The organism is Actinopolymorpha alba DSM 45243, assembly GCF_000373925.1.
Taxonomy (GTDB): domain Bacteria; phylum Actinomycetota; class Actinomycetes; order Propionibacteriales; family Actinopolymorphaceae; genus Actinopolymorpha; species Actinopolymorpha alba.
The window spans coordinates 1-22,712 of sequence record NZ_KB892755.1; the positions used below are offsets into that span (position 1 = coordinate 1).

At 65.0% G+C, this 22,712-nt stretch carries 24 protein-coding genes; 13 read left to right on the top strand and 11 right to left on the bottom strand.

Annotated elements, in window-relative coordinates; translation table 11 throughout:
• Window positions 1-106: 106 nt before the first annotated feature.
• Window positions 107-322, bottom strand: coding sequence for a hypothetical protein (locus B141_RS49355; RefSeq protein ID WP_157181064.1), 216 nt, complete (start codon window positions 320-322; stop codon window positions 107-109).
• 11 nt (window positions 323-333) lie between these two features.
• Between B141_RS49355 and B141_RS0116815 the strand changes: the two genes are divergently transcribed.
• Window positions 334-627: a hypothetical protein gene (locus B141_RS0116815; RefSeq protein ID WP_020576340.1), complete on the top strand. Its 294-nt coding sequence runs from the start codon at window positions 334-336 to the stop codon at window positions 625-627.
• Window positions 621-1,004 carry a hypothetical protein gene (locus B141_RS0116820; RefSeq protein WP_020576341.1) on the top strand — a complete coding sequence of 128 codons (384 nt, stop codon included), beginning with the start codon at window positions 621-623 and terminating at the stop codon, window positions 1,002-1,004. Before B141_RS0116815 ends, B141_RS0116820 begins: the two co-directional genes overlap by 7 nt.
• On the opposite strand, the gene B141_RS41115 is transcribed toward B141_RS0116820, so the two are convergent.
• From B141_RS41115 to B141_RS0116835, 3 genes are read right to left on the bottom strand one after another with little or no spacing between them, the layout of a single operon-like run.
• Window positions 1,005-1,676, bottom strand: a complete 672-nt coding sequence (locus tag B141_RS41115) for a Chromate resistance protein ChrB (protein ID WP_237742719.1) — start codon at window positions 1,674-1,676, stop codon at window positions 1,005-1,007.
• Window positions 1,677-1,695: 19 nt separating this feature from the next.
• Window positions 1,696-1,914, bottom strand: a complete 219-nt coding sequence (locus B141_RS0116830) for a hypothetical protein (protein WP_020576343.1) — start codon at window positions 1,912-1,914, stop codon at window positions 1,696-1,698.
• A complete protein-coding gene (locus B141_RS0116835) occupies window positions 1,911-2,705 on the bottom strand; it encodes a COG4280 domain-containing protein (RefSeq protein ID WP_020576344.1) in 795 nt (264 codons plus the stop codon). The genes B141_RS0116830 and B141_RS0116835 overlap by 4 nt, the downstream gene beginning before the upstream one ends.
• A gap of 254 nt (window positions 2,706-2,959) precedes the next feature.
• On the opposite strand from B141_RS0116835, the gene B141_RS45755 reads away from it, so the two are divergent.
• The 9 genes from B141_RS45755 to B141_RS0116880 all read left to right on the top strand — a co-directional run bounded on the left by B141_RS45755 (window position 2,960) and on the right by B141_RS0116880 (window position 13,528).
• Entirely contained in the window at window positions 2,960-4,027 is a 1,068-nt protein-coding gene (locus B141_RS45755; protein ID WP_020576345.1) for a YncE family protein, read from the top strand.
• Window positions 4,028-4,032: 5 nt separating this feature from the next.
• Window positions 4,033-5,136: a YncE family protein gene (locus B141_RS0116845; protein WP_157181065.1), complete on the top strand. Its 1,104-nt coding sequence runs from the start codon at window positions 4,033-4,035 to the stop codon at window positions 5,134-5,136.
• Between the two features lie 54 nt (window positions 5,137-5,190).
• A complete protein-coding gene (locus tag B141_RS0116850; protein WP_020576347.1) occupies window positions 5,191-6,351 on the top strand; it encodes a PstS family phosphate ABC transporter substrate-binding protein in 1,161 nt (386 codons plus the stop codon).
• An 85-nt stretch (window positions 6,352-6,436) separates the two neighbouring features.
• Complete coding sequence (locus B141_RS0116855) at window positions 6,437-8,104, top strand: ABC transporter substrate-binding protein (protein WP_020576348.1); 1,668 nt, start codon at window positions 6,437-6,439, stop codon at window positions 8,102-8,104.
• A 93-nt stretch (window positions 8,105-8,197) separates the two neighbouring features.
• The gene (locus tag B141_RS0116860) at window positions 8,198-9,175 is read left to right on the top strand and encodes an ABC transporter permease (protein WP_020576349.1); all 978 of its coding nucleotides are present in this window, start codon (window positions 8,198-8,200) and stop codon (window positions 9,173-9,175) included.
• Window positions 9,176-9,188: 13 nt separating this feature from the next.
• Entirely contained in the window at window positions 9,189-10,127 is a 939-nt protein-coding gene (locus B141_RS0116865; protein WP_157181066.1) for an ABC transporter permease, read from the top strand.
• On the top strand, window positions 10,117-11,223 hold the full coding sequence (locus tag B141_RS0116870; protein WP_020576351.1) for an ABC transporter ATP-binding protein: 1,107 nt from the start codon (window positions 10,117-10,119) through the stop codon (window positions 11,221-11,223). The genes B141_RS0116865 and B141_RS0116870 overlap by 11 nt, the downstream gene beginning before the upstream one ends.
• A complete protein-coding gene (locus tag B141_RS0116875; RefSeq protein ID WP_020576352.1) occupies window positions 11,220-12,284 on the top strand; it encodes an ABC transporter ATP-binding protein in 1,065 nt (354 codons plus the stop codon). The genes B141_RS0116870 and B141_RS0116875 overlap by 4 nt, the downstream gene beginning before the upstream one ends.
• A complete protein-coding gene (locus B141_RS0116880; protein WP_020576353.1) occupies window positions 12,281-13,528 on the top strand; it encodes a hypothetical protein in 1,248 nt (415 codons plus the stop codon). Before B141_RS0116875 ends, B141_RS0116880 begins: the two co-directional genes overlap by 4 nt.
• A 128-nt stretch (window positions 13,529-13,656) precedes the next feature.
• On the opposite strand, the gene B141_RS0116885 is transcribed toward B141_RS0116880, so the two are convergent.
• Window positions 13,657-14,703: a PstS family phosphate ABC transporter substrate-binding protein gene (locus B141_RS0116885; RefSeq protein WP_157181067.1), complete on the bottom strand. Its 1,047-nt coding sequence runs from the start codon at window positions 14,701-14,703 to the stop codon at window positions 13,657-13,659.
• Between the two features lie 70 nt (window positions 14,704-14,773).
• Here B141_RS0116885 and B141_RS41125 point away from each other — a divergent pair, with 70 nt between their 5' ends.
• Entirely contained in the window at window positions 14,774-15,751 is a 978-nt protein-coding gene (locus B141_RS41125) for a PstS family phosphate ABC transporter substrate-binding protein (RefSeq protein ID WP_020576355.1), read from the top strand.
• 79 nt (window positions 15,752-15,830) lie between these two features.
• Here B141_RS41125 and B141_RS0116895 read toward each other — a convergent pair whose 3' ends face one another.
• From B141_RS0116895 to B141_RS0116905, 3 genes are all read right to left on the bottom strand, one after another.
• A complete protein-coding gene (locus B141_RS0116895) occupies window positions 15,831-16,466 on the bottom strand; it encodes a Chromate resistance protein ChrB (protein ID WP_020576356.1) in 636 nt (211 codons plus the stop codon).
• Window positions 16,467-16,565: 99 nt separating this feature from the next.
• Window positions 16,566-17,531, bottom strand: a complete 966-nt coding sequence (locus tag B141_RS0116900) for an FkbM family methyltransferase (RefSeq protein ID WP_020576357.1) — start codon at window positions 17,529-17,531, stop codon at window positions 16,566-16,568.
• Window positions 17,532-17,661: 130 nt separating this feature from the next.
• Window positions 17,662-18,501, bottom strand: a complete 840-nt coding sequence (locus B141_RS0116905; protein ID WP_020576358.1) for an oxidoreductase — start codon at window positions 18,499-18,501, stop codon at window positions 17,662-17,664.
• Window positions 18,502-18,692: 191 nt separating this feature from the next.
• On the opposite strand from B141_RS0116905, the gene B141_RS0116910 reads away from it, so the two are divergent.
• The gene (locus B141_RS0116910; protein ID WP_020576359.1) at window positions 18,693-19,601 is read left to right on the top strand and encodes a helix-turn-helix transcriptional regulator; all 909 of its coding nucleotides are present in this window, start codon (window positions 18,693-18,695) and stop codon (window positions 19,599-19,601) included.
• Window positions 19,602-20,033: 432 nt separating this feature from the next.
• On the opposite strand, the gene B141_RS0116920 is transcribed toward B141_RS0116910, so the two are convergent.
• From B141_RS0116920 to B141_RS0116930, 3 genes are read right to left on the bottom strand one after another with little or no spacing between them, the layout of a single operon-like run.
• Window positions 20,034-20,813, bottom strand: coding sequence for an SDR family NAD(P)-dependent oxidoreductase (locus B141_RS0116920; protein WP_020576361.1), 780 nt, complete (start codon window positions 20,811-20,813; stop codon window positions 20,034-20,036).
• Window positions 20,810-21,829, bottom strand: a complete 1,020-nt coding sequence (locus tag B141_RS0116925; RefSeq protein WP_202805813.1) for a sugar phosphate isomerase/epimerase family protein — start codon at window positions 21,827-21,829, stop codon at window positions 20,810-20,812. Before B141_RS0116925 ends, B141_RS0116920 begins: the two co-directional genes overlap by 4 nt.
• Window positions 21,826-22,611 carry an SDR family NAD(P)-dependent oxidoreductase gene (locus B141_RS0116930; protein ID WP_040421562.1) on the bottom strand — a complete coding sequence of 262 codons (786 nt, stop codon included), beginning with the start codon at window positions 22,609-22,611 and terminating at the stop codon, window positions 21,826-21,828. Before B141_RS0116930 ends, B141_RS0116925 begins: the two co-directional genes overlap by 4 nt.
• Window positions 22,612-22,712 lie beyond the last annotated feature (101 nt).

A 22,712-nucleotide genomic window follows, 5' to 3' on the forward strand; every position in this document is an offset into this window, starting at 1 on the left:
CAGCCGCAGCCGCAGCAGGACCAACCACAGGATCAGCAGGACCAACCACAGGATCAGCCGCAGCGTTAACCGGAGTTCGCCGGACGGTTGGTTCGCTGGGTACTGGTCAGGTCTGGAAGAAGCGTGCGAGTACGGGTGCGAGGACGAAGCCGGTCTGCATGCCGGCCATGTGCGGGTCGATGCCCGCACCCGTGGTCACCAGCGCGGGCGCACATTGCCTCAGCACCGGGCGCACCCGTCGACGAAGCTCGGCACCCATCAGGTCAGCGAGCGGACATCTGCGACGTCGTACTCGGTGACGGATGCCGCGAGCATCGCCCATGGCAGAGCACCTTGACCGACGCTCAACCCATAGCAGAGATCAAGACGGTGGCGCTGGTCACCGGAGCGAACAAAGGCCTGGGGCCGGAGACCGTACGCCGCCTGGCAGGCAAGGGATGGCTGGTCTTCCTGGCCGTTTGCCTGTCTTGCCTGTCATGGATGGCGCTCGGCGACACCGACCTGAACAATCACACCGGTAATCATACTGTCGCCGAGGGCGCCGAGGCGGTTATCCGGTTAGCTACCTTGGACCCTGATGGGCCCATCGGAGGATTCTTCGACCGTAATGGCTTCGTCCCGTGGTAGAAGCGAACATGACAAAGATTCTGACGATCGGGCTTCATCCGAGCGTTATCGACTACAGCAAACATCCAGACCTCGACGAGGCGACGCTTACCGCACGGATCGAGCAAGGCATGGGGGCTCTGCGAGCGGCGGGCTTCGACGCCGTGTCGTGCCCTATTGGTACCGACCCGGACGCGGCAGAGGAGTTCATCCGTGAACGACTGTCCGAGGCGCACTTCGATGTAGTCGTGATCGGGGCTGGCGTGAGAATGGCACCCGAACACACCATCCTGTTCGAGCGGCTGATCAACCTACTGGCTGCGACGGCACCCGGGATCCGGTTCTGCTTCAACACCTCCCCGGAGACAACGATCGACGCCATTCGCCGTTGGGTATAACTATCTCTCCGCCGATTCGGAGTCGGCGGTCGTCGTCTCGACGTGCGCAGTGCGCAGATAGACATCTTCCTCGAACTCCTCGAGCAGTCGTTCGCAGTGCGCGATCTGCCGCATCGCTTCGGTCCGTCCGTTGCCGCCGAACCAGTCGCGTTCGGTGACCCGCGCGAACCACCTGTGGATCTTTTCCAGGTCCTGCCGGATCTCCTCGGCCTCCTCGGCCGTGTAGTTTTCGCGGAATCGCTCAAATTCGATTTCTTTGACGAATTTGGTGGCGCATTCCTCGATGATCTCGGCGTACTCGCGGCCGGCCAGATTCCGGAATCCGTCGACAAGTCGATCTTCCTGCTCCGCGCCGATGTCAGAAAGCTCGAAGAGGTGGTACGACCCATCGAGTGAGTCGATGCGTCCGCAGATGTCAGTCAGGATGTCGCGTACTTCCGGCCTGATGGGAAGCACGCAGACGGCGTGCTGAAGATAGAGTGCGCCCGCCCGCTTGAGATCCCGCCAGATCGCCACCCGCGCGCGCGAGGAGCCCGATGGCGTTCGGTAGACGAGGAGATACCAACTCAGCGGGCCGCAAGCAGAGTCGCCGTCGGCGCGGTCGTGGCCCGACCGCGCCGACGGCGACTGCGTGGGTTGCCTGGCAAACATCTGCTCGGTATGGGTTTCCATCCTGTCCGCCACGGGTGAGCTAACTGCGATGAGAACGGGTGTCAATGAGAATGCTGGCGGTGAAGAAGAGGACGATGAGCAGGCCGCCAACGACGGTCAGGACTGCCGGCGAGGTTAGGCCCGCCACCAGGGCCAGCGTGACGACGGCGAGGGCCAGCCCGACTGCGACAGCGATCTTCCAGTCGTCACCGATGATGAAGTCGTACCAGAACTGCCCGAAGCCCTTGAGGAATCTCATGCGTTCACCTCCGCGGTGGGCGCGATCTCGCGCGTACGCGTACGTCGGCGGAAGGTCGAGACGAGGGCGACGGAGAGCAGGAACCAGGTCGCGAGCAGCGCCAGGATCGCCCAGTCGTGGCCAGGCCAGCTGAGGCTTTCACCGCCGGCACCGAAGATGCCGATTCCCTCGACCGCCCAGTAGGTGCCGAAACTGGCTAGCAGCAGCCCGACGCCGTATTTCAGTGTGTTTTCGGGAATCATGGCGAGCGGCCGGCGTACCGCGACTCCGACAGTCAGCACGATCAGGCCGGCGGCGCCGGCCCCGAGGATGGCGACCGGCATGTCCTTGGCGGACAGTCCGAAGGTGATCACGATGAAGACCACCTCGACGCCCTCAAGGAAGACGCCCTTGAAGGAAACCACGAACGCGAACCAGTCGAGACCGGCTTTGTTGACCTCGCCGGCGCTCTTCGCCGCCGCCGTCTGCTCCTTGAACTCCTCGTCTTCGTCATGCAGCGCTTTGAGTCCGGAGGAGCGCAAGATGGCCTTGCGCAGCCATTGCAGGCCGAAGATCAGGAGCAGTGTTCCGACGACCAGCTGCAGGAGGGATTCCGGCAGCCAGGTGGCCAGAGCGTAGCCGGCCGCCGCGGTGAAGGCGACGAGGGCGAGGATCGCTGTGCCGACGCCGACGAGCGCGGACTTCCAACTTCGCGTCATTCCCATGGCGATGACGATCGTCAGCGCCTCGACGAACTCCACGAATGAGGCCGCGAACGTCGCGGCCGCCAACCCCCATGCGGCACCCGTCATGGGATGCCTCCTTTCATAGGTCTCCGCTTACACGACCGCAGCCGTTCGTAACAACCTTTCGACGTAACAAGTGATACATCAGAGCGAGGGTAACAAGACTCCCAGCGAACCTCAACACCTGGGAGGCCAGTTCCGGTGGGCGTGGCAACTAACGGTCGTTACTCATTGACGGGATCGACCGTTAACTCGTACGGTCGACCACAGTTAACCCCGGGGTGATCGTCCTTTCATCGAAAGTACGAGAGGTGGTTGGTATGTCAGAAGCACTCTCCCCATCGCTGGCAGAGGTGACGACGGTCGACGTTGGCGCCGGCCCACACGGACACCTCACCTACTCGGCGGCGACGGACAAGGTGTGGGTTCTCAACGGCAAGGCCGGAACGATCTCCGTTCTTGACGGCGGCGACGGCGACGTTGAGCACACGATTGAGGTGGGAGGTACGCCTCGGCACATCATTCTCGACGACCGCTCCGACCGTGCGTATGTCACGCTCGCTGAGGATGCGGTCGCCGTCGTGGGTGTCCGGAAGGCTGAGTTGGAGTCGACAGTGTCGCTGCCGTCGGGCAGCGGACCGGGCGCGATGGTTCCGCTGCTGGACACGAATCGGTTGTACGTACTCAACAATGGTGGCTCGAGTGTTTCGGTCCTCGACGCCGACACTCTTAGGCTGCTCGCGACAGTTCCGGTCGGAAGACAGCCCGCTTGGGGTCAGCCGCACAAGAAGTCGTGCGGAAAGATCCACGTGGCCAATGAGGGCTCGGATGACGTCACCGTGATCGACGAGAGCACAGGGCAGGTGCTCGCCACCGTCGGCGTCGGCAAGGGTCCGGCTCGCAACGCGGTCTATCGTGAGCGAGACGCGATGTATACCGCCAATCTGGGGGACAACACCCTCACCGGGATCAGCCTGCAGGATGAATCGGTTGTGGGCACAGCTCATGTCGATATCGACCCCTTCCGGCTGGTGCCGGCGGAGAAGAAGACCGGGCGTCCCGAGATCTGGGTGCTGGGGCGCGGTGACGAGCGGAGCCCGGGCGGTGTCGTGGTCGTGGATTCCACCACTCACACCGTCAGCCACACGGTGGAGACGGTCGATCGGCCGGCTAACTGGCTCTTCGACGGTGCCATCGCGCACGTGGTCGGGACGAGTTCCCGCGAGCTCGCCGTCGTTGACGCGCAGGCCATGGCAGTGGTCAGCACAACTCCGCTCAGCCACGATCCTGACCTGTCCGCCTTGAGCAACATGGTGTTCGCCAGTGACCATCGGTTGTTCCTGGTCAACTCGGACGACACTGTGACGATCCTCGCGCCGTCCGCATGACCGCCATGGGCGAACGGCTTGGCCGTGCCGTCGACTTCCGCGAGTCGCGCACCGTGGATGTCAGTGCGGGCCCACACCTCCACATCGGATACGTCAAAGAAGCTGGCGAGGTGTGGGTCTGCAATACCGGTGGTAACACCATCACCGTTCTGGACCACGCCGATGGTCGGATACTCCACGAGCTGCCGATCGGCGCGGGGCCAGCACACTTCTCCTTCGACAAGGGATGCCACCTCGGTTGCGTGACGCTCAGCGCCGACGACGCCGTGGTGATCATCAGTCCGCTCACCCACGCGATCCACGCGCGGATCAGTCTTCCGGCGGGAAGCCGGCCAACCGGCACGATGCCGGCGTTCGATCGCAGCCGGATGTACACCCTCAACCTCGGTAATGCGACCGTGAGTGCCATCGACACCGATCAGCACACGCTCGTTGCGAGCATGGCGGTCGGAGGTCGGCCGATGTGGGGGCAACCATGGGGCGCAAGCTACAAGCCCATCACCAAACCCGTCGGCAAGTCATACGTGGTGGGCGCCGACTCCGATGACCTGACCGTGTTCGACGACAAGACCGACACGGTGCTCGGCAGGATTCCAGTCGGCCGGCAACCCATCCGCAACGCGATATTCCGAGAGCACGGGACGATCTACACCGCGAACGCCGGCGACAGCACGGTCACTGTCGTACGCATCCGCGACGACGAGGTCCTGGCCTTGATACCAGTCGAGGCGGCGCCGTTCCGGCTGCTGCCCGTGCAGGCGATCGCGGGTCGCGATGAGATGTGGGTCCTGTCCGCGGGCTCGGCAGGTTCGCCTGGCGGAGTCAGCGTGCTGTCGGGCACGGAGCACGTCGTACTCCGCACGGTGGAGGTCGTCGACCACCCGGCCAACTGGGTCGTCAACACGCACAAGAACCTCTTCGTGGTCAGCGGCGACGGTCGACAGCTGAGTGTGATCGACCTGCCGGCCGACCGGATTGTCGGGACGTCGACATTAAGCCACGACCCGGCGCAAGGAGCGATCAGCGGTCTGATCTACACCGAGCCCGGAACTCTGTTCGTGCTCAACGCGGACAACACCGTCAGCTTGTTCACGGACCGGAACGCCTGAAGGCTGCGGGAGCAACTCGAAGAACGCCGGAATGTCGAGGGAAAGGGGCTGGACATGCAGGTGGCGAACACTGGTCCAACAACAGGTATAGACCCTGAGGCGCTGGCCCGGGCGCGAAACCTCGGCATCACGGCGCGGGCCAAGCAACGCTTCTACACAAAGAAGTTCGACCTGAGCGGCCTGCCCACCTACCAACCGAAGCACCGGGTGAGATCGCCGATCCGCCAATGGGGCGACAACTACTACGCCCTGAGCGGACTGATGGACGTCTGGGAGAAGCAGTTTCGCACGTACCATCCCCAGGCGACCTTCGAGGACAACCTGAGTAGCTCGGCGGTGGCGTTTCCGGGGCTGATCGCTGGGGTGGCCGACCTTGCCCCCATGGGACGGGCGGCGCTGTGGACCGAACTCAAGGGTGCCGAACGCCAGAACGCCGACCAGAGCGGCAGCGGAAGCGTCCCATTGGAGATCGTGGCGTGCACGGGGTCGTACAACGTGAGCGGTTGGACCTTTGCCCTCGGCGTCTTCGTGCACAAGAGTAATCCGCTCACCCACCTGACTCTCGACCAGTTGGATGGGATCTACGGCGCCGAACGCAGCGGGGGTTGGAAGGGCCTGGAATGGGACCAGCGCGTCGCCCGCGGGGCAGAGGGCAACATCCGGACGTGGGGCCAGGCAGGCTTGACAGGTGAATGGGCCGACAAGAAGATCAACGTCTATGGCTACAACCTTCATTTCCACTTCCCGGACGAGTTCGACAAGAAGGTGCTCAAAGGGTCCTACAAGTGGAACGAACGCCTGGTGATGTACGCCAACCAGTTCGGTCTGAAAGCCGACGGATCCATGACGGTGGCCGGGGAGTTGATGATCGAGGCCCTCGCCAACGACCCGTACGGCATCGCGTACACCGGAATCCGCTATCAGAACGCTGACACAAAGTCAGTGCCGCTTGCCGCCGGGCCGGAGAGCGCTCCGGTCGCCTTGACTCTCGACACAGTCCAGAACCGGTCTTATCCGTTGACCAGAGACATCTATTACTACGTGAACGTGAAGGGAGGTCGCATCAACCCGGCGGCCGGTGAGTTTCTGCGATACGTACTCAGTCGCGAGGCGCAGGAGGCGATCCAGGAACACGACGGGAAGTACCTTCCGTTAACGGCGGATGTCGCTGCTGAGCAGCTCGCCAAGGTCGAAAGGCACATAGGGCTGCACTGAGCTGGTCAGCCGCGCGGTAGTGCGGCCGTCATCGGCACTTGACACAACCTACGTGAATCTCAGCGTCCCCAAAGGAGGGAGCGCCGTGATCAACGCAGTGCAACGAATTGCCGCCGTCGTCGGGGTCCTGCTGCTGCTCGGCGCCTGCACGGCGAAGACCAATCCCGACGCTAATCCGGGTGTGACTGTCAAGGTCGCTGGAGCGGCTTCCGGGCCGTTCGTTCGGGGCTACAACCCATTGCTGCTCGGCGCTGCCAACGGCGCTGGGTATTCAACACAGTCGATCTACGAACCGCTTCTGCAGGAGGACTTCGCGAAGGGCGTGACCCGGCCGTGGCTTGCGGAGTCCTTCCGGTGGGGCGACGGCGGCAAGTCGTTGACGGTCGAGCTCCGCAAGGACGTCACCTGGTCCGATGGCCAGCCGTTGACGGGCGAGGACGTGGCGTTCACCTTCGAACTACTCCGGAAGTTTCCTGGCCTGAACACGAACGGCTATCCGCTCGCGGGCGCCGAGGCGCCCGGCCCCAACACTGCCCAGATTCGCTTCACGGAGCCTTCCTACCAGCTCATGTGGTGGCGTACCACGCCGGTGCCGAAACACCTTTGGAAGGAGGTCAAGGATCCGGTCACCTACGCCAACAAGAACCCAGTGGGCACCGGGCCTTACCGCCTGAAGAGCTTCACGTCGCAGGTCATCACCCTGGAGAAGAACCCTGGGTACTGGCAAAAGGGCCTCCCGGCCGTGAAGACGGTGCGGTACATCGCGTTCGACTCCAGCAGCAGCATGATCGCCGCCCTCCAAGCCGGCGAGGTCGACTGGATCGGCGCCACCGGCGTCGACGCGGCGGCCGTGGCGAAACTCGATCCAAAGTCGATTGGCTACTGGAACACCAAACCGAATCCAGCAGTCGTGATGGTCATACCGAATCACAGTGTGTATCCGCTGAACCTACCCGAGGTGCGGCAGGCAATGAGCCTGGCGCTGGACCGAACCGTGATCTCGAAGATCGGAACCGGCGGCCAGAACGCGCCGGTCGAGTCCCCGACCGGTTTGGATGTCGAGAGCCGCGCCGACCTGCTGGCTCCGGCCTACGCCGACCTGCGGTATGGCTCGGCCGATCCCGCTGGCGCGAAACGGTTACTCACCGGCGCGGGATTCACCATGGGGCCGGACGGTGTGTTCCGCACGCCCAAGGGAGCCAAGCTCAGCCTCACTATGTTGCTTCCCACCAACAACCCGTTCGGCGACTTCGTACGCGCGTCGAAGGTGATGGTCAAGCAATGGGCGGCCGCTGGGATCGAGGTGAAGGTCAAGACGGAGCAACAGTCCGCCTGGCGCGAGGACACCGAGCTCGGAACCTTCGACCTGACGATGCGGCCGAATGGCGGTACTCCGGCCGTCTATGACTTCTTCAACCGGATCTTCAGTCAGGAGCTCCTTGTCGAGCCTGGCAAGAGGACCCAGCGAAACTACGAGCGTTACAAGAATCCTGAAGCCGGTCCACTGCTGAAGCTTTATGCCTCGAGCGCGGCTCGCAGCGCCGGCGAGCGGGAAGCGCTGGCCGGCCTGCAGAAGCTGATGGTCGAGGACGTGCCGGTCATCCCGTTGATGTTCACGGCGGGTCTCGGTTTGTGGCGTACCGACCGGGTTACGGGCTTCCCGAGCGAATCCAACCCCTACGCGGTGCCGCTTCCCAACAGCGTCAATTCGGAAATCGTGCTGACGAAGCTGCGCCCGGTGCGCTCGCCCTGATCTGACCACACGGGGGCGAAGGACAAACGCGGCACATGCCGAACCCTCCCGCAAGCCTCTTACCTCACGCAGTGTCGAAGGCAGGCGAGCCGAATGCATTTCCTTCTCCGGCGAGCGATCTTCTATCTCATCGCCGCGTGGGCGGCGATCACGACGAACTTCATCCTGCCGCGCCTGATGCCGGGCGGTCCGGTCGAGGCGGTGATGGCGCGGCACGAGGGTCAACTCAGTGATCAGGCGGTGAACGCGCTACACATCGCGTTCGGCCTCGATCCCAACGCCAGCATGTGGTCGGAGTACGTTGAGTACTGGCGCAATCTGTTCACCGGAAACCTTGGCCTCTCGTTCACCTACTTTCCGACACCGGTGTCGACGGTGATCGCTCATGCCCTGCCGTGGACGCTGGTCCTGCTCGGAGTGGTGACGCTGGTCGAATGGATCCTCGGCACGTTCGCCGGCATCGTGGTCGGGTGGCGCCGCGGCACCTGGGTCGATGCCGTGCTCCCGCTGGGTGCGTTCCTTCGCGGAATTCCGCACTTTTGGATGGGACTCGTCATTGTGACGGTCTTCGCGGTGACCCTCGACTGGTTTCCGGTGAGCGGCGGCTATTCGTCGGACCTGCTGCCCAACGTCAGCGTGCCGTTCGTTGGCAGTGTGCTCTATCACGCGGTCCTACCAGCGTTGGCGATGGTGGTGGGGTCGCTGGCCACGCACATGCTGAGCATGCGCAACATGATGGTGACGACCCTGTCAGAGGACTACGTGCTGGTCGCCGAGGCGAAGGGCCTGCACCGTCGGCGGGTGATGCTGTCCTATGGTGCGCGCAACGCGATCTTGCCGAATGTGGCGGGCTTCGCCCTGCAGCTGGGATTCGTGGTCAGCGGGGCGCTGTTGGTGGAGAAGGTGTTCTCCTATCCGGGGATCGGTTATGTGTTGTTCCAGGCGGTCCATAACCAGGATTACCCGTTGCTGCAGGGGATCCTGCTCATCACCACATTCACAGTGCTGATCGCCAGTTTCCTCGCTGACCTGGCGTTCTTCGCGCTCGATCCACGAACCCGGGAGGCGTGAAATGGCGGCGGAGGTGACGGTCACATCCAGCGACGTCGGCCTGGTGTCGCAAGGCGGCGCCCGCCGCCGCCCCAGGGCGCCGTGGCTCCGCTCACCCAAGGTTGTGGCAGGTCTGGGGGTGGCCGGGTTCTTCATACTCATGGGCGTGTTCGGCCCGCTGATCGTCCCGGCCGACCCGTCGGCCACCAGCGCCGCGGTCCTTCAGCCGCCGTCACTCGAGCATCTGCTGGGTACGACCGCCACCGGCGAGGACGTTCTCTCACAGGTCCTGGCCGGGGCGCGGCTGAGTCTCGTGGTTGGCTTCACGGCGGCGGTCGTGGGCGAGGCGATCGCGATCCTCGTTGGCATCACCGCGGGCTATCTCGGCGGACTCGCAGACGAGGTGCTCTCGCTGGTGACGAACGTCTTCCTGGTGATACCGGTTCTTCCGCTCCAGATTCTGATCGTCACCTATCTCGGTGACGGCGGATGGCTTCTGCTCGCACTTGTCATCGCCCTGACCACGTGGTCACATGGCGCGCGACGGTTGCGGGCGCAGACGCTCTCGATCCGGCAACGTGACTATGTGCAGGCGGCAAGAGCGGCTGGCGAGCCGACCTGGCGAACGGTCGGTTTCGAGATCCTCCCGAACGTCAGCGCGATCGTCATCACCAGCTTCGTTTTCCACGTCACGTCGGCCATCGTGGTGCAGACCGGTCTGGCGTTCCTCGGCCTCGGAAACGTGTCCGACTGGAGTTGGGGCAGCGTTCTCTACTGGTCCGACAACAGCAACGCCTTCCTGCTGGGTGCGTGGTGGTGGTTCGTACCCCCGGGACTGTGCTTGGCGTTCCTTGGCAGTGGGCTCGCTCTCATCAATCTCGGGATCGATGAGGTCATCAACCCGCGACTGAGAACCGGCCTGAAAGCGGCGCGGTTGTTCGGGAGGGCAAGGGCGGTGGGCAATGAGCACTGACTGGACGGCGCGGCCCTCGGCGACGCCTGCGGACGCCGATGCCGTGCTCGAGATTCGCGGGCTGCGGGTCGATTATGGTGCTGGAGCGCACGCGATCCATGCGGTCAACGGGGTCGATCTGACGCTCCATAGAGGAGAGGTGCTCGGCGTCGCGGGCGAGTCTGGCTCGGGCAAGTCGACCCTTGCGTACGCGGCGAGCCGGCTACTCCGCCCACCGGGGCGAACGGTCGCGGGCGAGGTCACGTACTACCCCGCTGGCGCCGGCAGGCAGGAGCCGGGGATCGACGTACTCGCGTTGCCGCCAGAGCGGCTGCGGAAGTTTCGATGGACCGAGCTGTCTGTGGTGTTCCAGGCCGCGATGAGCTCCCTCAACCCGGTCTTGAACGTCGCAACGCAGCTCACTGACGCGCTGGAGGCGCATCGGCCGGGGATGACCCGGCGGCAGTGCCTTGCCCGGGCGCGGGAGCTCCTCGAGTTGGTCAACATCGACGTGGCGCGGCTCTCCGCTTATCCGCATCAGTTGTCCGGCGGGCAACGTCAGCGGATCATGATCGCGATGGCGCTCGTGCTCGAGCCCGAGGTCATCATCATGGACGAACCCACCACCTCACTGGATGTCGTGGTGCAGCGCGAGATTCTCGCCCGCGTGATGGAGTTGCGGGCGCGATTGGACTGCTCGGTCATCTTCATCACCCACGACCTTTCGTTGCTCGCCGAAATCGCCGACACCATCGCGGTGATGTACGCCGGCAAGGTGGTGGAGATAGCTCCGGCCGAAGTTCTGTGCCAGACGCCCAGCCACCCTTACTCCGCTGGGCTCCTGTCGTCGTTTCCCTCCTTGCACGGGCCGCACCGGACCCTGGTGGGCATTCCCGGCCTGCCGCCGGACCCGCGGGCGCTCCCAGCTGGCTGCCCCTTCCACCCGCGTTGTGGCGAGGCCGTCGCGGCGTGTTCCCGCGACGTCCCCGCGTTGTTCGCGCTGGGGCAACGGCATCAAGCTGCCTGCCTGGTGCGAGAGGCGGCGGCCCACGCGGAGCTGAACGCGACGGACAGTCGGCAGGCATCTCCGAGTCTCCCCGGGAGGGCGGAACGATGAAGGCACCTGACGGGCTCGACGGGGTACCAGTGCTCGAAGCGCGGGGTTTGACCAAACTGTTCAAGGTCAGGTCAGAGCGGGGCGCGGGATACCGCCGGGGAAGGGTGCTCTACGCGGTCGATGGCGTCAACCTCGCCCTGCGCCCCGGGCGGTCGGTCGCGCTCGTCGGCGAAAGCGGGTCCGGAAAGTCCACGGTCGCGCGGCTGCTCGCGCATCTCTACCCGATAACCGCGGGAGAGGTTCGGCTGAACGGCCGCCCGACGCGGCCAAGGTTCGCGCGAGCGCGCCGGGCGTACGCCAGGAACGTCCAGCTCATCTTCCAGGACCCGTTCGCTTCCCTGAATCCCACGCACCGGATCCGGTATCAGCTGACGCGCGTACTCCGCCTCCACGGTTACGCCCGGGGGCGAGACCAGACGGCGCAGGTGCTGGAGGATCTGCTTGCCCGCGTACAACTCACGCCCGCGAACCAATACCTCGAGAAGTTCCCGCACGAGTTGTCCGGCGGGCAGCTGCAGCGGGTGGCGATCGCCCGCGCACTCGCCGCACGCCCTCTGGTGCTCCTTGCCGACGAGCCGGTATCGATGCTGGACGTCTCGATCCGGCTGGGTGTGCTCAACCTGCTGGCGGCTCTGAAGGTGCAGGAGCGGCTGGCGATTCTCTACATCACGCACGACATCGCCTCCGCACGTTACTTCGCCGAAGAGACGCTGGTCATGTTTCTCGGGCAGCTGGTCGAGGGCGGGCCCAGCGAGGAGCTGACCCAACGGCCAGCTCATCCGTATACCCAGTTGCTCATCTCCTCTGCTCCCGACCCGAGCAAGCGTGGAGTTCGCACTGAGGGTCGACCTCCGCGCGCGGGGGGAAGGCCGTCGCCGGAGGGCTGCCGCTTCGCCGGGCGCTGTCCGCACACGATGCCGGTGTGCCGCGACACCACTCCGGTGGTGTCCGACCTGGGTGGCGGCCATTGGGTCCGGTGCTGGCTGCATGAGCCGGCGAGTGCCGAAACAGTGGGGGCAAGTGCCACCCGTCCGGACCAGCAGGAGGTTGCGCGACCATGAAGAAGATCGCCGCGATCGTCAACGAGTACTGGGAACGCTCGCACGCGGACCTCATCGTGACAAAGCTCTGCGACGGCTACGAACTCATGTGGACCCCGCTGCGTCCGCACGTGCACGTCGCCTCCCTGCATGTGAGCGATCCCGGGCCGACAGATGTCGGGCAGGATCGGGCGGACGCGCGCGGTGTCCGTACTCACTCCAGCATCGAGCGGGCACTCACCCGCGGCGGGGAGAAACTCGCGGTTGACGGCGTGGTCCTCATCGCCGAACGCAACCGGCGAAGTGGGCGTCCCGAGCAGTTCGACGAGCGCGGCCGTCCGGTAGACCGCCGGCACGAGTCCTTCTCCGAGATCGCGAGGGTGTGTGCGGCGAACGGACGTGGAGTTCCGGTCTTTATTGACAAGCATCTCGGTCACAACTGGACGCAGATCAAGGATGTCTATGACACGGCGAGAGAGGTCGGCATCCCGCTGATGGCGGGATCGTCCGTGCCGGTGACGGTGCGGTGTCCACCGGTCCAGTTACCTGCCGGAGCCACCGTCGAGGAAATCATCGTACTCGCGACCGGCGGGGGCGAGCCGCCGATCTTTCATCCGCTCGAACTCGTGCAGTCCATGATCGAGCATCGAAATGGACACGAGACGGGTGTCGCGGCCGTGCGGTTCCTTTCAGGCAAGGCGTTCTGGGACGCGTGGGAGTCGGGCCAGGCCTGGTCGCGCTCCCTTCAGGAGGCCGCTCTGGCGGCGGTGCCGCACATCGACGGCCCGCCTCGGGACTACTACGAGAAGGAACGCGCGGCCGGACGGTTGAGCGCGTTACCGGAGCTGGGAGCACCCACCAAGCCCGCAGGTCGCGAAGAGGCGCTCCTGGTTGAGTACGTCGACGGCACCCGCCTGGCCATCCTGCTCCTGACCGGATACATGCTGCGCCGCTCTGTTGCCATGCGGGTGCGCGGTCAAGACGCGCCGCTGGTCACCTGGACCCCAACCGGCGCGAAGGTGCCGGACATTCCGATGGTGGGTGCCGCAGTGCCGCCACCGGGGTCGCCGAAACCGGCCACGTGGAACTTCGACCACCTGGCGTTCTTCATCGACGAATTCATGCAGACGGGGGTTTCGCCGTTCCCGATCGAACGAACGCTGCTCACCAGCGGGATCATCGACGCTGCCATGACGTCGCGGCACCGCGGGGGCGAGCGGGAAATGACGCCGCACCTGGCGATCGAATACCACCCAACGCGGTGAGGTTGTTGGTTGGCGGCATGGGCCACCGCGACGAAGCGTGCTCTTCGTCGAACGTGGGTTGGTCGAATGCCGATCGAAGGGGAGGCGGCCGAGGCCGCCTCCCCTTCGGTTGTTGGAGGATGCCGCGCTCAGGTCGCGGAGGAGATGTCCGTCAGCCGGGTGAGCTCCTGATGAACGTGCCCTGCAGGCAGCGGCAGGTAGTCGCCTTCCTGCGCGACCACCTCCTGGCCCTCGCGGCTGAGGATGAACCTGAGGAACTCCCGCACCATCGGCACCCAGGTGGTGTCTTCCGCTTCGCGGACGAAGGCATACACGGATCGGCTCAGGGGGTACGCCCTGGTGGCGGTCGTCTCGCGGGTTCCCTCAACGAACGGTCCGTCGTATTCGGAAAGGGCAACCGCCTTGATCTTGGCGGTCCGGTTGCGAAAACCGGCCAGGCCGATGGCGTAGGGGTCCTGTTCAAGAGCGGTCACCAGCGCGTCGGCCGCGTGGCCTCCAGAGCCGGCATACATCTGGGTCGGTGCGCCTGGTGGAAGTTGTGCCAGGGGAGACCACCTGCCGCCCTGCAAGACCCGAATCTGGAAATGCTGGGCGGTGCCGGTGTCGGGATCGAGGCCGTATATTTTTATCGGCTTGTCTGCCCACTCCCCGGTGAGTCCAAGCTGTCCCCAGGTCGTGATCGGTGTGGATCCACCCTGTTTGCGGTCGGACGAATAGATCGCATCGAGCTGCTGAAATGTCAAGCTTGTCACCGGATTGTCCGAATTCACCAGAACGGCGACGGCGACCGTCTTGGCGAACGTGTCGAAAGCGCCGGTCGCGATACTGAATCCAACCGGTTGATGACTGAACACCCGCTTCCACGACGTCCGCTCCAGCTTTCGCATCTCGCGGCCGAACAGGCCAATCTCCGCCGTTCCCGTATAGAGCGCGCCCACCGCGGTCGAGGTCCCGACGAGGAAGTGCTCAAACTCCAGGTCCTGATGAAACCGCGCGAACCCGGTGGTCCAACCACGCCAGAGCTTCTCAAATGCCGGATCGCCCCAGGCTGTGAGCTTTCCGTGGACATCCTGCAGCGGCTCGTAGGCCGGCAGCTCAGGTGACTCCTTGAGACGGGACTCCGTTGCAGTCATAGGCGTCAGCCCTCTCGGAATGTAATCCGATTCTAGAATCAATCGTTATTCTGAAAATGTAGCGACTGTTAGACTCTTGGTCAAGATCGACTGTCCGGATATGCTTCGTCATATGCTGATAGAGAAGCGGACGCACGCCCGGCCGCGTGCTGAGGCGTCGCGTCCGAAGCTTGACGAGCAGCTACCCGAGTTCGAGCCGGGTGATGATTCCACCGCGTGGTTGAGGTGTGTCGAGTCGGACACCACAGTCGAGTTGCTGGACCGGTGGATGACCGGCTTCAGGCGCTACCATCCCGAGGTCCGTATCGACAGGTTCGTTGGTGGATCGACGTCCGCTGGCCCGGCACTGACCGGTGAATGGGCGGACCTGGGCTTGATCGCCCGCGAGTTGTTACCGCGCGAGGAGCGCCCCTTCGTCGACAAGTTCGGCTATCGCCCAGAGCGGATCGCGGTCGCTGGCGGAAGTTACCGCACGATCGGATATACGGATGCGATCGCGGTGTTCGTCCATCCTGACAACCCGCTCGATTCCCTGTCCCTTCCCCAACTTGCCGCGATCTACGGTGAGATTCCGCCGCCGGGGCATGAACCCATCGTGACGTGGGGACAGCTCGGCCTCGAGGGTGAATGGGCAGGTGAACGAATCAGGCCGTGGGGAACCAAACCGGAGAACGGCTTCGAGCACTTTCTCCGGGAGCGAGTCCTTCGCAACGGGCGATACCGCAGCGGGATCGCCGTGCGAGAGACGGTGCGCCCCCTTCCTTCGGCGGTGGCGGAGGACCGCTACGCGATCGGTTATGCGGGCGTTGGCTATCTGACGCCGACGGTCAAGGCGCTGGCACTCGCGGCGGACGACTGTGGGCCACACCTGAGTCCGTCGATGGACAACGTCGCCACTCATCGGTATCCGCTCAGCCGGCTGATCTACCTCTTCCTCAATCGGAAGCCAGGCGGGCAGATACCGCCCGGATTACGACAGTTCGTGAGGTACGTCCTCAGCTACGAGGGCCAGCAGGCGGTCCTCGACGAGGGGATATTCATGCCGTTGCCGGCCGAGATCGTTAGTCGGGAGCTCGGACGCCTTCATTAGAGGTCGCGCGACCTCCTAATGCTCCGTCCGTCGACCCCGGGCGGAGAGCGGACGGTCGTCCGCGCACTCCAGGCTCTCGTCAGCGGCGACCGCGAAGCACGGAGTTGGTGGCAGTGTCGACCTCATAAACCCGGTCGGCGAACCCGTTCAATGCCTGGGTGCACTCGGTGAGCGCGTCCTCGGCGTGCCGTGCACCATCTGACCCGAGCACGTCACGACCGCGAACCTTGTCGAACCACCGTCGAAGCTTGGTCAGGTCCTCGTCGTTCTCTTCGAGTTCGACGTAGGTGAATCGCTTCTCGGCGGTCTCCTTCTCAATCCGATCAAGGAAGGCCTGGCAGCGATCGACGATCTCTTGATACTCCTCGTCGCGTGCTGCGTTGAACGACGCCACTATGTCGGCTTCACCTACCAACGCTTCCGATGCGAGCAGCAGCGCGGTGCCACCCATCTCCTCGACGATCTCGTTGCGCAACGCGCGGAACGCGCGAGCCCCGCCGACGGTGGACGGCATCGCGGCGACCGAATTCTGGAGGTAGATCGCGCCGAGCGCCTTCAGGCGCCGCCACACTGCCGCACGCAGGCGGGTGGGTTCGCTCGGAACGCGGTACACCAAAACCAGCCACGGTGCTCCGACGTCGCCCGCGCTGGTCGATCCGCGGGTGCGTGCGCGGGGCGAGTTGGCCCCGCCGGGATTGCCAATCTGCTTCTCCACAACCTCATAGGGTAACGGGAGTAACGAACAAGGGCTAACGGGCGTCATCATCTTCGAAACGCGCCGATCCCGGGCGCAGCCTGATGACGGCGACTGAGGCTAGGCGGTGGCCACCGAGATTCCGAGGTCACGCAACTGTTCGGAGCTTTGGGTGGTGAGGAGCCAGTCCCGGTGGCGCGGGTTTGGTACGAGGTCGCCCGCGGGGGCCAGCTCGTGATCTTGGACGAGATGGAACCGATAGCCGTGGGGTGCGAGGAGCCGCGCGAGGCGCGCCTCGTCCGCCTGCTCCAGCACCTCGCACAGGATGTCCGGCCGGTGGGTCCTGAGGAAGCTCTGCCCGTGTTCGAGGACGGCCGCCTCCGCGCCCTCCACGTCGATCTTCATGATCACGCGGGCGTCGCCGTCGGCGACCTCGGTGAAGGAGTCGAGGGAGCGGATGGCGATCGGCACGCCGTCGTTGAAGCGCATGTCCACGGAGTAGTAGCAGGGCAGAGCGGCGTCACCGGAGGCGATGGGCATGTCCACAGTCGAGCCGGGAACGCCTATGCCCACGTGATGCAGGGTTGTCCGGTCCAGGACGCGGTTGCGTACGCAGTTGTCGAAAAGCATCCGGTAGACCTCGGGGACGATCTCGAACGCGTGCGCCACGAGCTTCGGGTTGACGGTCGTCCCCACCAAGGTGAACAGCCCGGTGTACGCGCCGACATCGAGCAGCACATCGGCAGACCGGGCCAGAGCGGCGAACATCTGGACAGCGAAGTCATCGGCCGGCTGTGGGCGTCGACCATTGCCCCAGTACAGCTCCTTCGCCACCACACAGGCCGCCGGCCGGAGCATCACGAACCGCTCCTCCGCTACGACGCCGGCAACCTCGCTCAGCGCCGCCGGTGCGGGCAGCCGTCCGGTCTGCCGTAACTCGGGTCGAACCGCGGCCACCGCCCACCGCATCGCCACATTCGGCACCCGCCAGCCAAGGACCCGCTTGACGTGCTTCTTCGCACCTCGCCAACTCTGCCGCCGCCCAGCCGCCGTATCGCGGAAATCGACACCCGTCACCTCGACCACACCCCGGTCCTCGCGTCACCGGCCAACGAACCTAGCCGCAGGCCGCACAGGACGTGCCCCGACACGCATGCCCAGCGCGGGAGTGGTTCACAGCCTGACAGTCCGCCGGCAGTGCAACGACGGGGTTCGCTCAAAGAGTCACAGGGTCGTATCCGGTGCTGACGGTGAGCTTGCTCCATTGCTCGATCTCGGCGCGCGCAGCGTCGAGCACACCGGTGACCGCGGTGAGCGCGTCCTCGCCGAGCAGCAGCAACTTTGGCGGGGCCGGCGACTCGACGGCGGCGATGATCGCGCGGGCGCCCTTCGCCGGGTCTCCGGGCTGGGTTCCGTGGACGGTGGCGTTCTCCTTGCGTCGCTTCCCGGCGGTGTCGGCGTAGTCGGCGATCGTCGTGGCCGACTGTGTGAGGGAACGCCCGGCGAAATCGGTGCGGAACGCGCCGGGTTCCACGATCGTGACGGTGATGCCGAGCGGCTGAAGCTCCTTCTGCAGCGAGCCTGACAGTCCCTCCAGAGCGGCCTTGGTGGCGGCGTAGTAGCCAGATCCGGGTGGGCAGATCCGGGCACCCATCGAGGAGACGTTGACGATCGCGCCTGACCGCCGCGCCCGCATGCCCGGCAGGACGGCCTTGGTCATCGCTACGGCGCCGAAGAAGTTCGTCGCGAACAATTGCTCGACATCGGCTTCCTCGGCTTCCTCGACGGCGGCCCGGTAGCCATACCCTGCGTTGTTGACCAGAACGTCAACGCGCCCGAATCGTCCCTCTGCCTCCCGCACCGCGGCTTCGACCTGGCTCCGGTCGGTGACATCGAGTGGCTGCGCGAGCGCGGTGTCGGGGTACGCGTCGGCGAAGTCGGCGATCTTCGAGGTGTCGCGGGCGGTGACGACCGCGTTGTGGCCACTTTGGAGGACTGCCTCGGCAAGGGCGCGGCCCAGGCCGGTGGAGCAGCCGGTGATCAACCACGTACTCATGTCGTGTTGGCTCCTTTCGGTTCTCATACGAGACTCAGAGCCCGGCGATCCGGGTTCGCGAGCCAGCACACCGCAGCGCTGGCGCGGGAGGAAGTTCCTGCTGATCCGTGTACTGGCAGACCACCTCTCAGCTCTGAGGGGTGTCCTGGCAGTGCCTGCCACCACCTCGAGCGGCGGCATACCCTGACGCCATGGACAGCCGAACCGAGGTGCGTGAGTTCCTTCGCTCGCGCCGCGGCAAGATCACGCCAGAAGAGGCGAGCCTGGCCGTCAGCGGGCGTCGCCGAGTGCCCGGCCTGCGCCGCGAAGAGGTGGCCTTCCTCGCCGGAGTGAGCGTCGACTACTACGCCCGCCTCGAACGCGGAGACCTCTCCGGTGTCTCGAACGAAGTGCTCGCAGCGATCGCGCGCGCTCTCCGGATGGATGAGGCCGAGACCAGCCACCTCTTCAACCTCGCCCGTGCTGCCCAGACTCGGACCACTCGCCGGAGGCGCCCCTCGACCAACGCGGCGCCGCAGATCCGGCCCACGCTGCGGAGATTCCTCGACGCCGTTACCGGCGCGCCGACCCGGATTCGCAACGAGCGCATGGACTTCATCGCCGCCAACCAGCTTGGCTGCGCGCTCTACGCACCGGTCCTCAAGGATCCCGTCCGCCCGGCCAACAACGCCCGCTTCATGTTCCTCAATCCCGAAGCGCAGAGTTTCTATCCGGACTGGGAACGAGGCGCTGACGACATCGTCGCGACCCTCCGCAGCTACGCCGGCCGCAATCCCAATGACAAAAGCCTCACCGACCTCATTGGTGAACTTGTCACCCGAAGCGATGCATTCCGCACCAGGTGGGCCAAACACAACGTGCGCTTCCACCGCACCGGCATCAAGCGCATCCACCATCCCGTCGTCGGCGAACTCGAGCTCAACTACGAAGCCATGGAGCTACCCGCCAACCCGGGCTGGACGATGTTCGCCTACACCGCCGAACCCAACTCCGCCACCGACGAACGCCTCAAACTCCTCGCCAGCTACGCAGCAACGATCAATCAACAAGAAGGCATCACGCAAGGCCTGGATCACGACCTCGCGGTGCGCGAACCGTAATCAATGCTCGCGTGAGCCCAAGTTGGCGGGACGACGTTAGGCAGGTCGGAACTCGGCGATCGCATTGGTGGTGTCAAGGACCGGTTGCGGGTGGTTCCGCTCCCAGCTGAGTTGGGCACGGTCGATTGTTCGGACCCGCGCCCATTGGCGCACGTGTTCGCGGTCCAGTTCCGATTCGAGTTGGGTCCTGAAACTGTAGACCGAAGGGCCGCGCGGTCTACAGTTTTAGGACCCAACTTGGCGAAAGGGGAGGGGAGTGGAGACTTTTCCGGGTCAGGACACGGAAAAGCTTCCACTGTTTCGCCGGTTAGCCTGCGGCGCCGGCGAGCCGGTCCGGGTCGTATGCCCAGCGCTGCGACGCGAGCTTGATCGCGGGTCGCCAGAAGCGCCCGTACGACCGGCTCGCTTCCATTCTGCAAGCGAGCCGAGCGGCTACCAGCAGACGATCGTCTCGCCGGTGAGGTGGTCCGAGGCCGGTCCCGCGAGGAAGAGCACAATCGAGGCCATGTCGCCGGGTTGTGCGATGCGTTGCAGCGGCGACTTGTCGCTCTCATCGGCTACTTCACGAGTGGCGAGAAACCGGCCGGTGTAAGTAGGGCTCGGAGCAAGGCAGTTGACGTTGACGTTGAAAGGCCGAAGCTGTTCGGCCAAGCATCTGGTGTAGTGCGAGTTGGCCGCCTTCGCCGCGGCGTAGACAATGCCTGTCCGGGCCGGCACGTGACCGGCGGTCGAGCCGATGTTGACGATCTTGCCGCTACGGCGTGTGCGCATGTGCTGGCCGGCGTACTTGCATGCGTACATCGTCGTCAACACGTTGCGTTCGACAACAGCGCGGATGTCGTCGGGGTCGATGTCCAACGCATCATTCGGATCCGGTCGTGGAGTGACGGCGCCAATGTCGCCGCCGGCGTTGTTGACAAGGATGTCGATCGTTCCGAACGACTCGATCACCTCCGAGACGAGTCGCTCGGACTGTGCTGCGTCGGTCAGGTCGGCCATGTGAAAGCCCGATTGGCGGCCGAGCGCACGGATCTCCTTCGCCACCGCGATGCCCGACTCCGCTTCACCGAACCTGGCGGCCGCCGTCACGTCCACGTCGTGGATCGCCACGTCCGCGCCGTGCCGCGCCAGCTCCAGCGCATAGTGGCGGCCCAGGCCCCGGCTGGAACCGGTGACCAGGGCGACTTTGCCGGTAAGATCCGGGGTTGTCATCGACCTTGCCCTTCGCGAGTTCCTGGACCAAGGGTGCGCATCCGTTGCAGGGCTTGCAGGTAGCCGAGGCTCTCGGCCAGCTGCCGTTGTTCGTACGCGACGATCACCTCGGTGGGTTCGCCGCGTTCGAACGGCGTACGCCAGTCGCCGCTCGACCTGGCGTTGGCGTGCACCACCCGCAGCGCCTCAGCCAGCTGGGCCGGGGTCCTCGGCGGGTAGTCGGGCCAGAAGTCCGGGGCGAGCACCCGGATGTTTCGGGCCTCCAGCGCGCCGAGCTCGATCGCCATGGTGACGCCGGGAACGGAGGCGTCGAGGATGTCGAGGAGGCCCGGGAAGTCGGTCAGGCCCTGTCCAAGCGGGCAACGGACCAGCAGGTATCCCTCCTCGCTCCACCAGGTCCAGTAGTCCTTCAGATGCACGTTCTTGACGAAGGGCGCGACCCGGCGGAAGTAGTCGACGGGCTCCTCGGCGGTGCCCAGCGGGTTACCGGTGTCGAGGTTGATGCCGAAGTACGGCGAGTCGATGGATTCGCACAGCCACAGGAGTTCTTCCGACGCCAGGTCCTGGTGGTTCTCCACGGCCAGGTTGATGCCTGCGCGCTCGGCAGCACCGGCGGCGACCCGCAGCTTCGCCTGGACCTCGTTGAGGAAGGGTTGCCATCGCCCGGCCAGCGGTCGCCGGTCACCGCCGATCTTCGCGCCACCAACGACAGTGCGTACCGTGGGCGCGCCGATCTGTACGGCGATCTCGATCACGCGGGCGAGGTGGTCCGGCTCGTAGCCGCCGGTGTCAAGAGTGACGAACACATCCCGCTCTGCCGCGTACCGCCCCACCGCCGCAACGTCCTCACCCTCGAGCAGTCTGACCGGTAGCTCCACACCCGTCAGGCCCAATGCGAGAGCTTGGTCGATCACCGCGCGCGGAGTGATCGCGGGGCGGCCGGCCGCGGGGTGCAGGCCCATGCTGTACGTGGTGCCTGCCACTGTCAGCCCCACCCGCATTGTTGATGAACTCATTGCGCTGTCCACCCTCCGTCGATCACCAACGTCGAACCCGTCATGAAACTCGACGCGTCGGAGGCGAGGAAGATCGCCGCGCCGGCGAGCTCTTCGGGGTTTCCCCAACGTCCTAAGGGAATCCGCTCGACGAAGTATTTGTTCGTCTCGGGGTTCTCGATCACAGGAATGTTCAGGTCGGTGGCGAACGGCCCTGGGCACAAGGCGTTCACCGTGATGCCGTGTCCGGCCCATTCCAGTGCGAGCACCTTGGTCAGCTGCATCACGGCTGCCTTGCTCGAGCAGTAGGCGCTGCGGTCGGGTAAGGCGGTCACGCCGAGCATCGATCCGACATTGATGACGCGGCCGTACTGCCTGGATTTCATGTGGGGCGAGACCGCACGTGCCAGCAGGTACGGCGCCTTGAGGTTGGTCGCCTGCACCAGATCCCAGCTCGCCTCGTCGAACTCCTCAACCGGCTTACGGATGTTCACACCCGCGTTGTTGATCAGGATGTCCAGCCGACCGAACTGCTCCACCACCGCCGCGACCGCGCGTTCGACGTCGTCGGCCCGGGTCACGTCCGCGCCCACCCCCAGGGTCCGCCGCCCGCTCGCGTCAGCGATGCCGGCCGCCGCCTGCTCGGCCTGTGCCTGTTGGCGGCTGACCACCGCGACCTCAGCACCCGCGCTGGCCAGTGCCGTCGCCATGACCAGCCCGAGGCCCCGGTTGCCGCCGGTGACCAGCGCGACCCGGCCGTCGAGCGCGAACGACTCCAACCCCATGACGCGAACCCCTCTCATCCGACGCAGCGGCCGGGCGGCTCCCGGCGCCGATCTTGAACGCCATTTCGAGCCCAGCCTCGGCCCAAGTTACTGAGGCGGCGAAGGAGCTTTGGGGAGTT

Excerpts from the sequence above, each read along its gene's own strand:
- B141_RS49355 (WP_157181064.1), bottom strand. The coding sequence starts at position 322 with ATGGGCGATGCTCGCGGCATCCGTCACCGAGTACGACGTCGCAGATGT.
- B141_RS41115 (WP_237742719.1), bottom strand. The coding sequence starts at position 1,676 with ATGGAAACCCATACCGAGCAGATGTTTGCCAGGCAACCCACGCAGTCG.
- B141_RS0116830 (WP_020576343.1), bottom strand. The coding sequence starts at position 1,914 with ATGAGATTCCTCAAGGGCTTCGGGCAGTTCTGGTACGACTTCATCATC.
- B141_RS0116835 (WP_020576344.1), bottom strand. The coding sequence starts at position 2,705 with ATGACGGGTGCCGCATGGGGGTTGGCGGCCGCGACGTTCGCGGCCTCA.
- B141_RS45755 (WP_020576345.1), top strand. The coding sequence starts at position 2,960 with ATGTCAGAAGCACTCTCCCCATCGCTGGCAGAGGTGACGACGGTCGAC.
- B141_RS0116845 (WP_157181065.1), top strand. The coding sequence starts at position 4,033 with ATGGGCGAACGGCTTGGCCGTGCCGTCGACTTCCGCGAGTCGCGCACC.
- B141_RS0116850 (WP_020576347.1), top strand. The coding sequence starts at position 5,191 with ATGCAGGTGGCGAACACTGGTCCAACAACAGGTATAGACCCTGAGGCG.
- B141_RS0116860 (WP_020576349.1), top strand. The coding sequence starts at position 8,198 with ATGCATTTCCTTCTCCGGCGAGCGATCTTCTATCTCATCGCCGCGTGG.
- B141_RS0116870 (WP_020576351.1), top strand. The coding sequence starts at position 10,117 with ATGAGCACTGACTGGACGGCGCGGCCCTCGGCGACGCCTGCGGACGCC.
- B141_RS0116875 (WP_020576352.1), top strand. The coding sequence starts at position 11,220 with ATGAAGGCACCTGACGGGCTCGACGGGGTACCAGTGCTCGAAGCGCGG.
- B141_RS0116880 (WP_020576353.1), top strand. The coding sequence starts at position 12,281 with ATGAAGAAGATCGCCGCGATCGTCAACGAGTACTGGGAACGCTCGCAC.
- B141_RS41125 (WP_020576355.1), top strand. The coding sequence starts at position 14,774 with ATGCTGATAGAGAAGCGGACGCACGCCCGGCCGCGTGCTGAGGCGTCG.
- B141_RS0116905 (WP_020576358.1), bottom strand. The coding sequence starts at position 18,501 with ATGAGTACGTGGTTGATCACCGGCTGCTCCACCGGCCTGGGCCGCGCC.
- B141_RS0116910 (WP_020576359.1), top strand. The coding sequence starts at position 18,693 with ATGGACAGCCGAACCGAGGTGCGTGAGTTCCTTCGCTCGCGCCGCGGC.
- B141_RS0116920 (WP_020576361.1), bottom strand. The coding sequence starts at position 20,813 with ATGACAACCCCGGATCTTACCGGCAAAGTCGCCCTGGTCACCGGTTCC.
- B141_RS0116925 (WP_202805813.1), bottom strand. The coding sequence starts at position 21,829 with ATGAGTTCATCAACAATGCGGGTGGGGCTGACAGTGGCAGGCACCACG.
- B141_RS0116930 (WP_040421562.1), bottom strand. The coding sequence starts at position 22,611 with ATGAGAGGGGTTCGCGTCATGGGGTTGGAGTCGTTCGCGCTCGACGGC.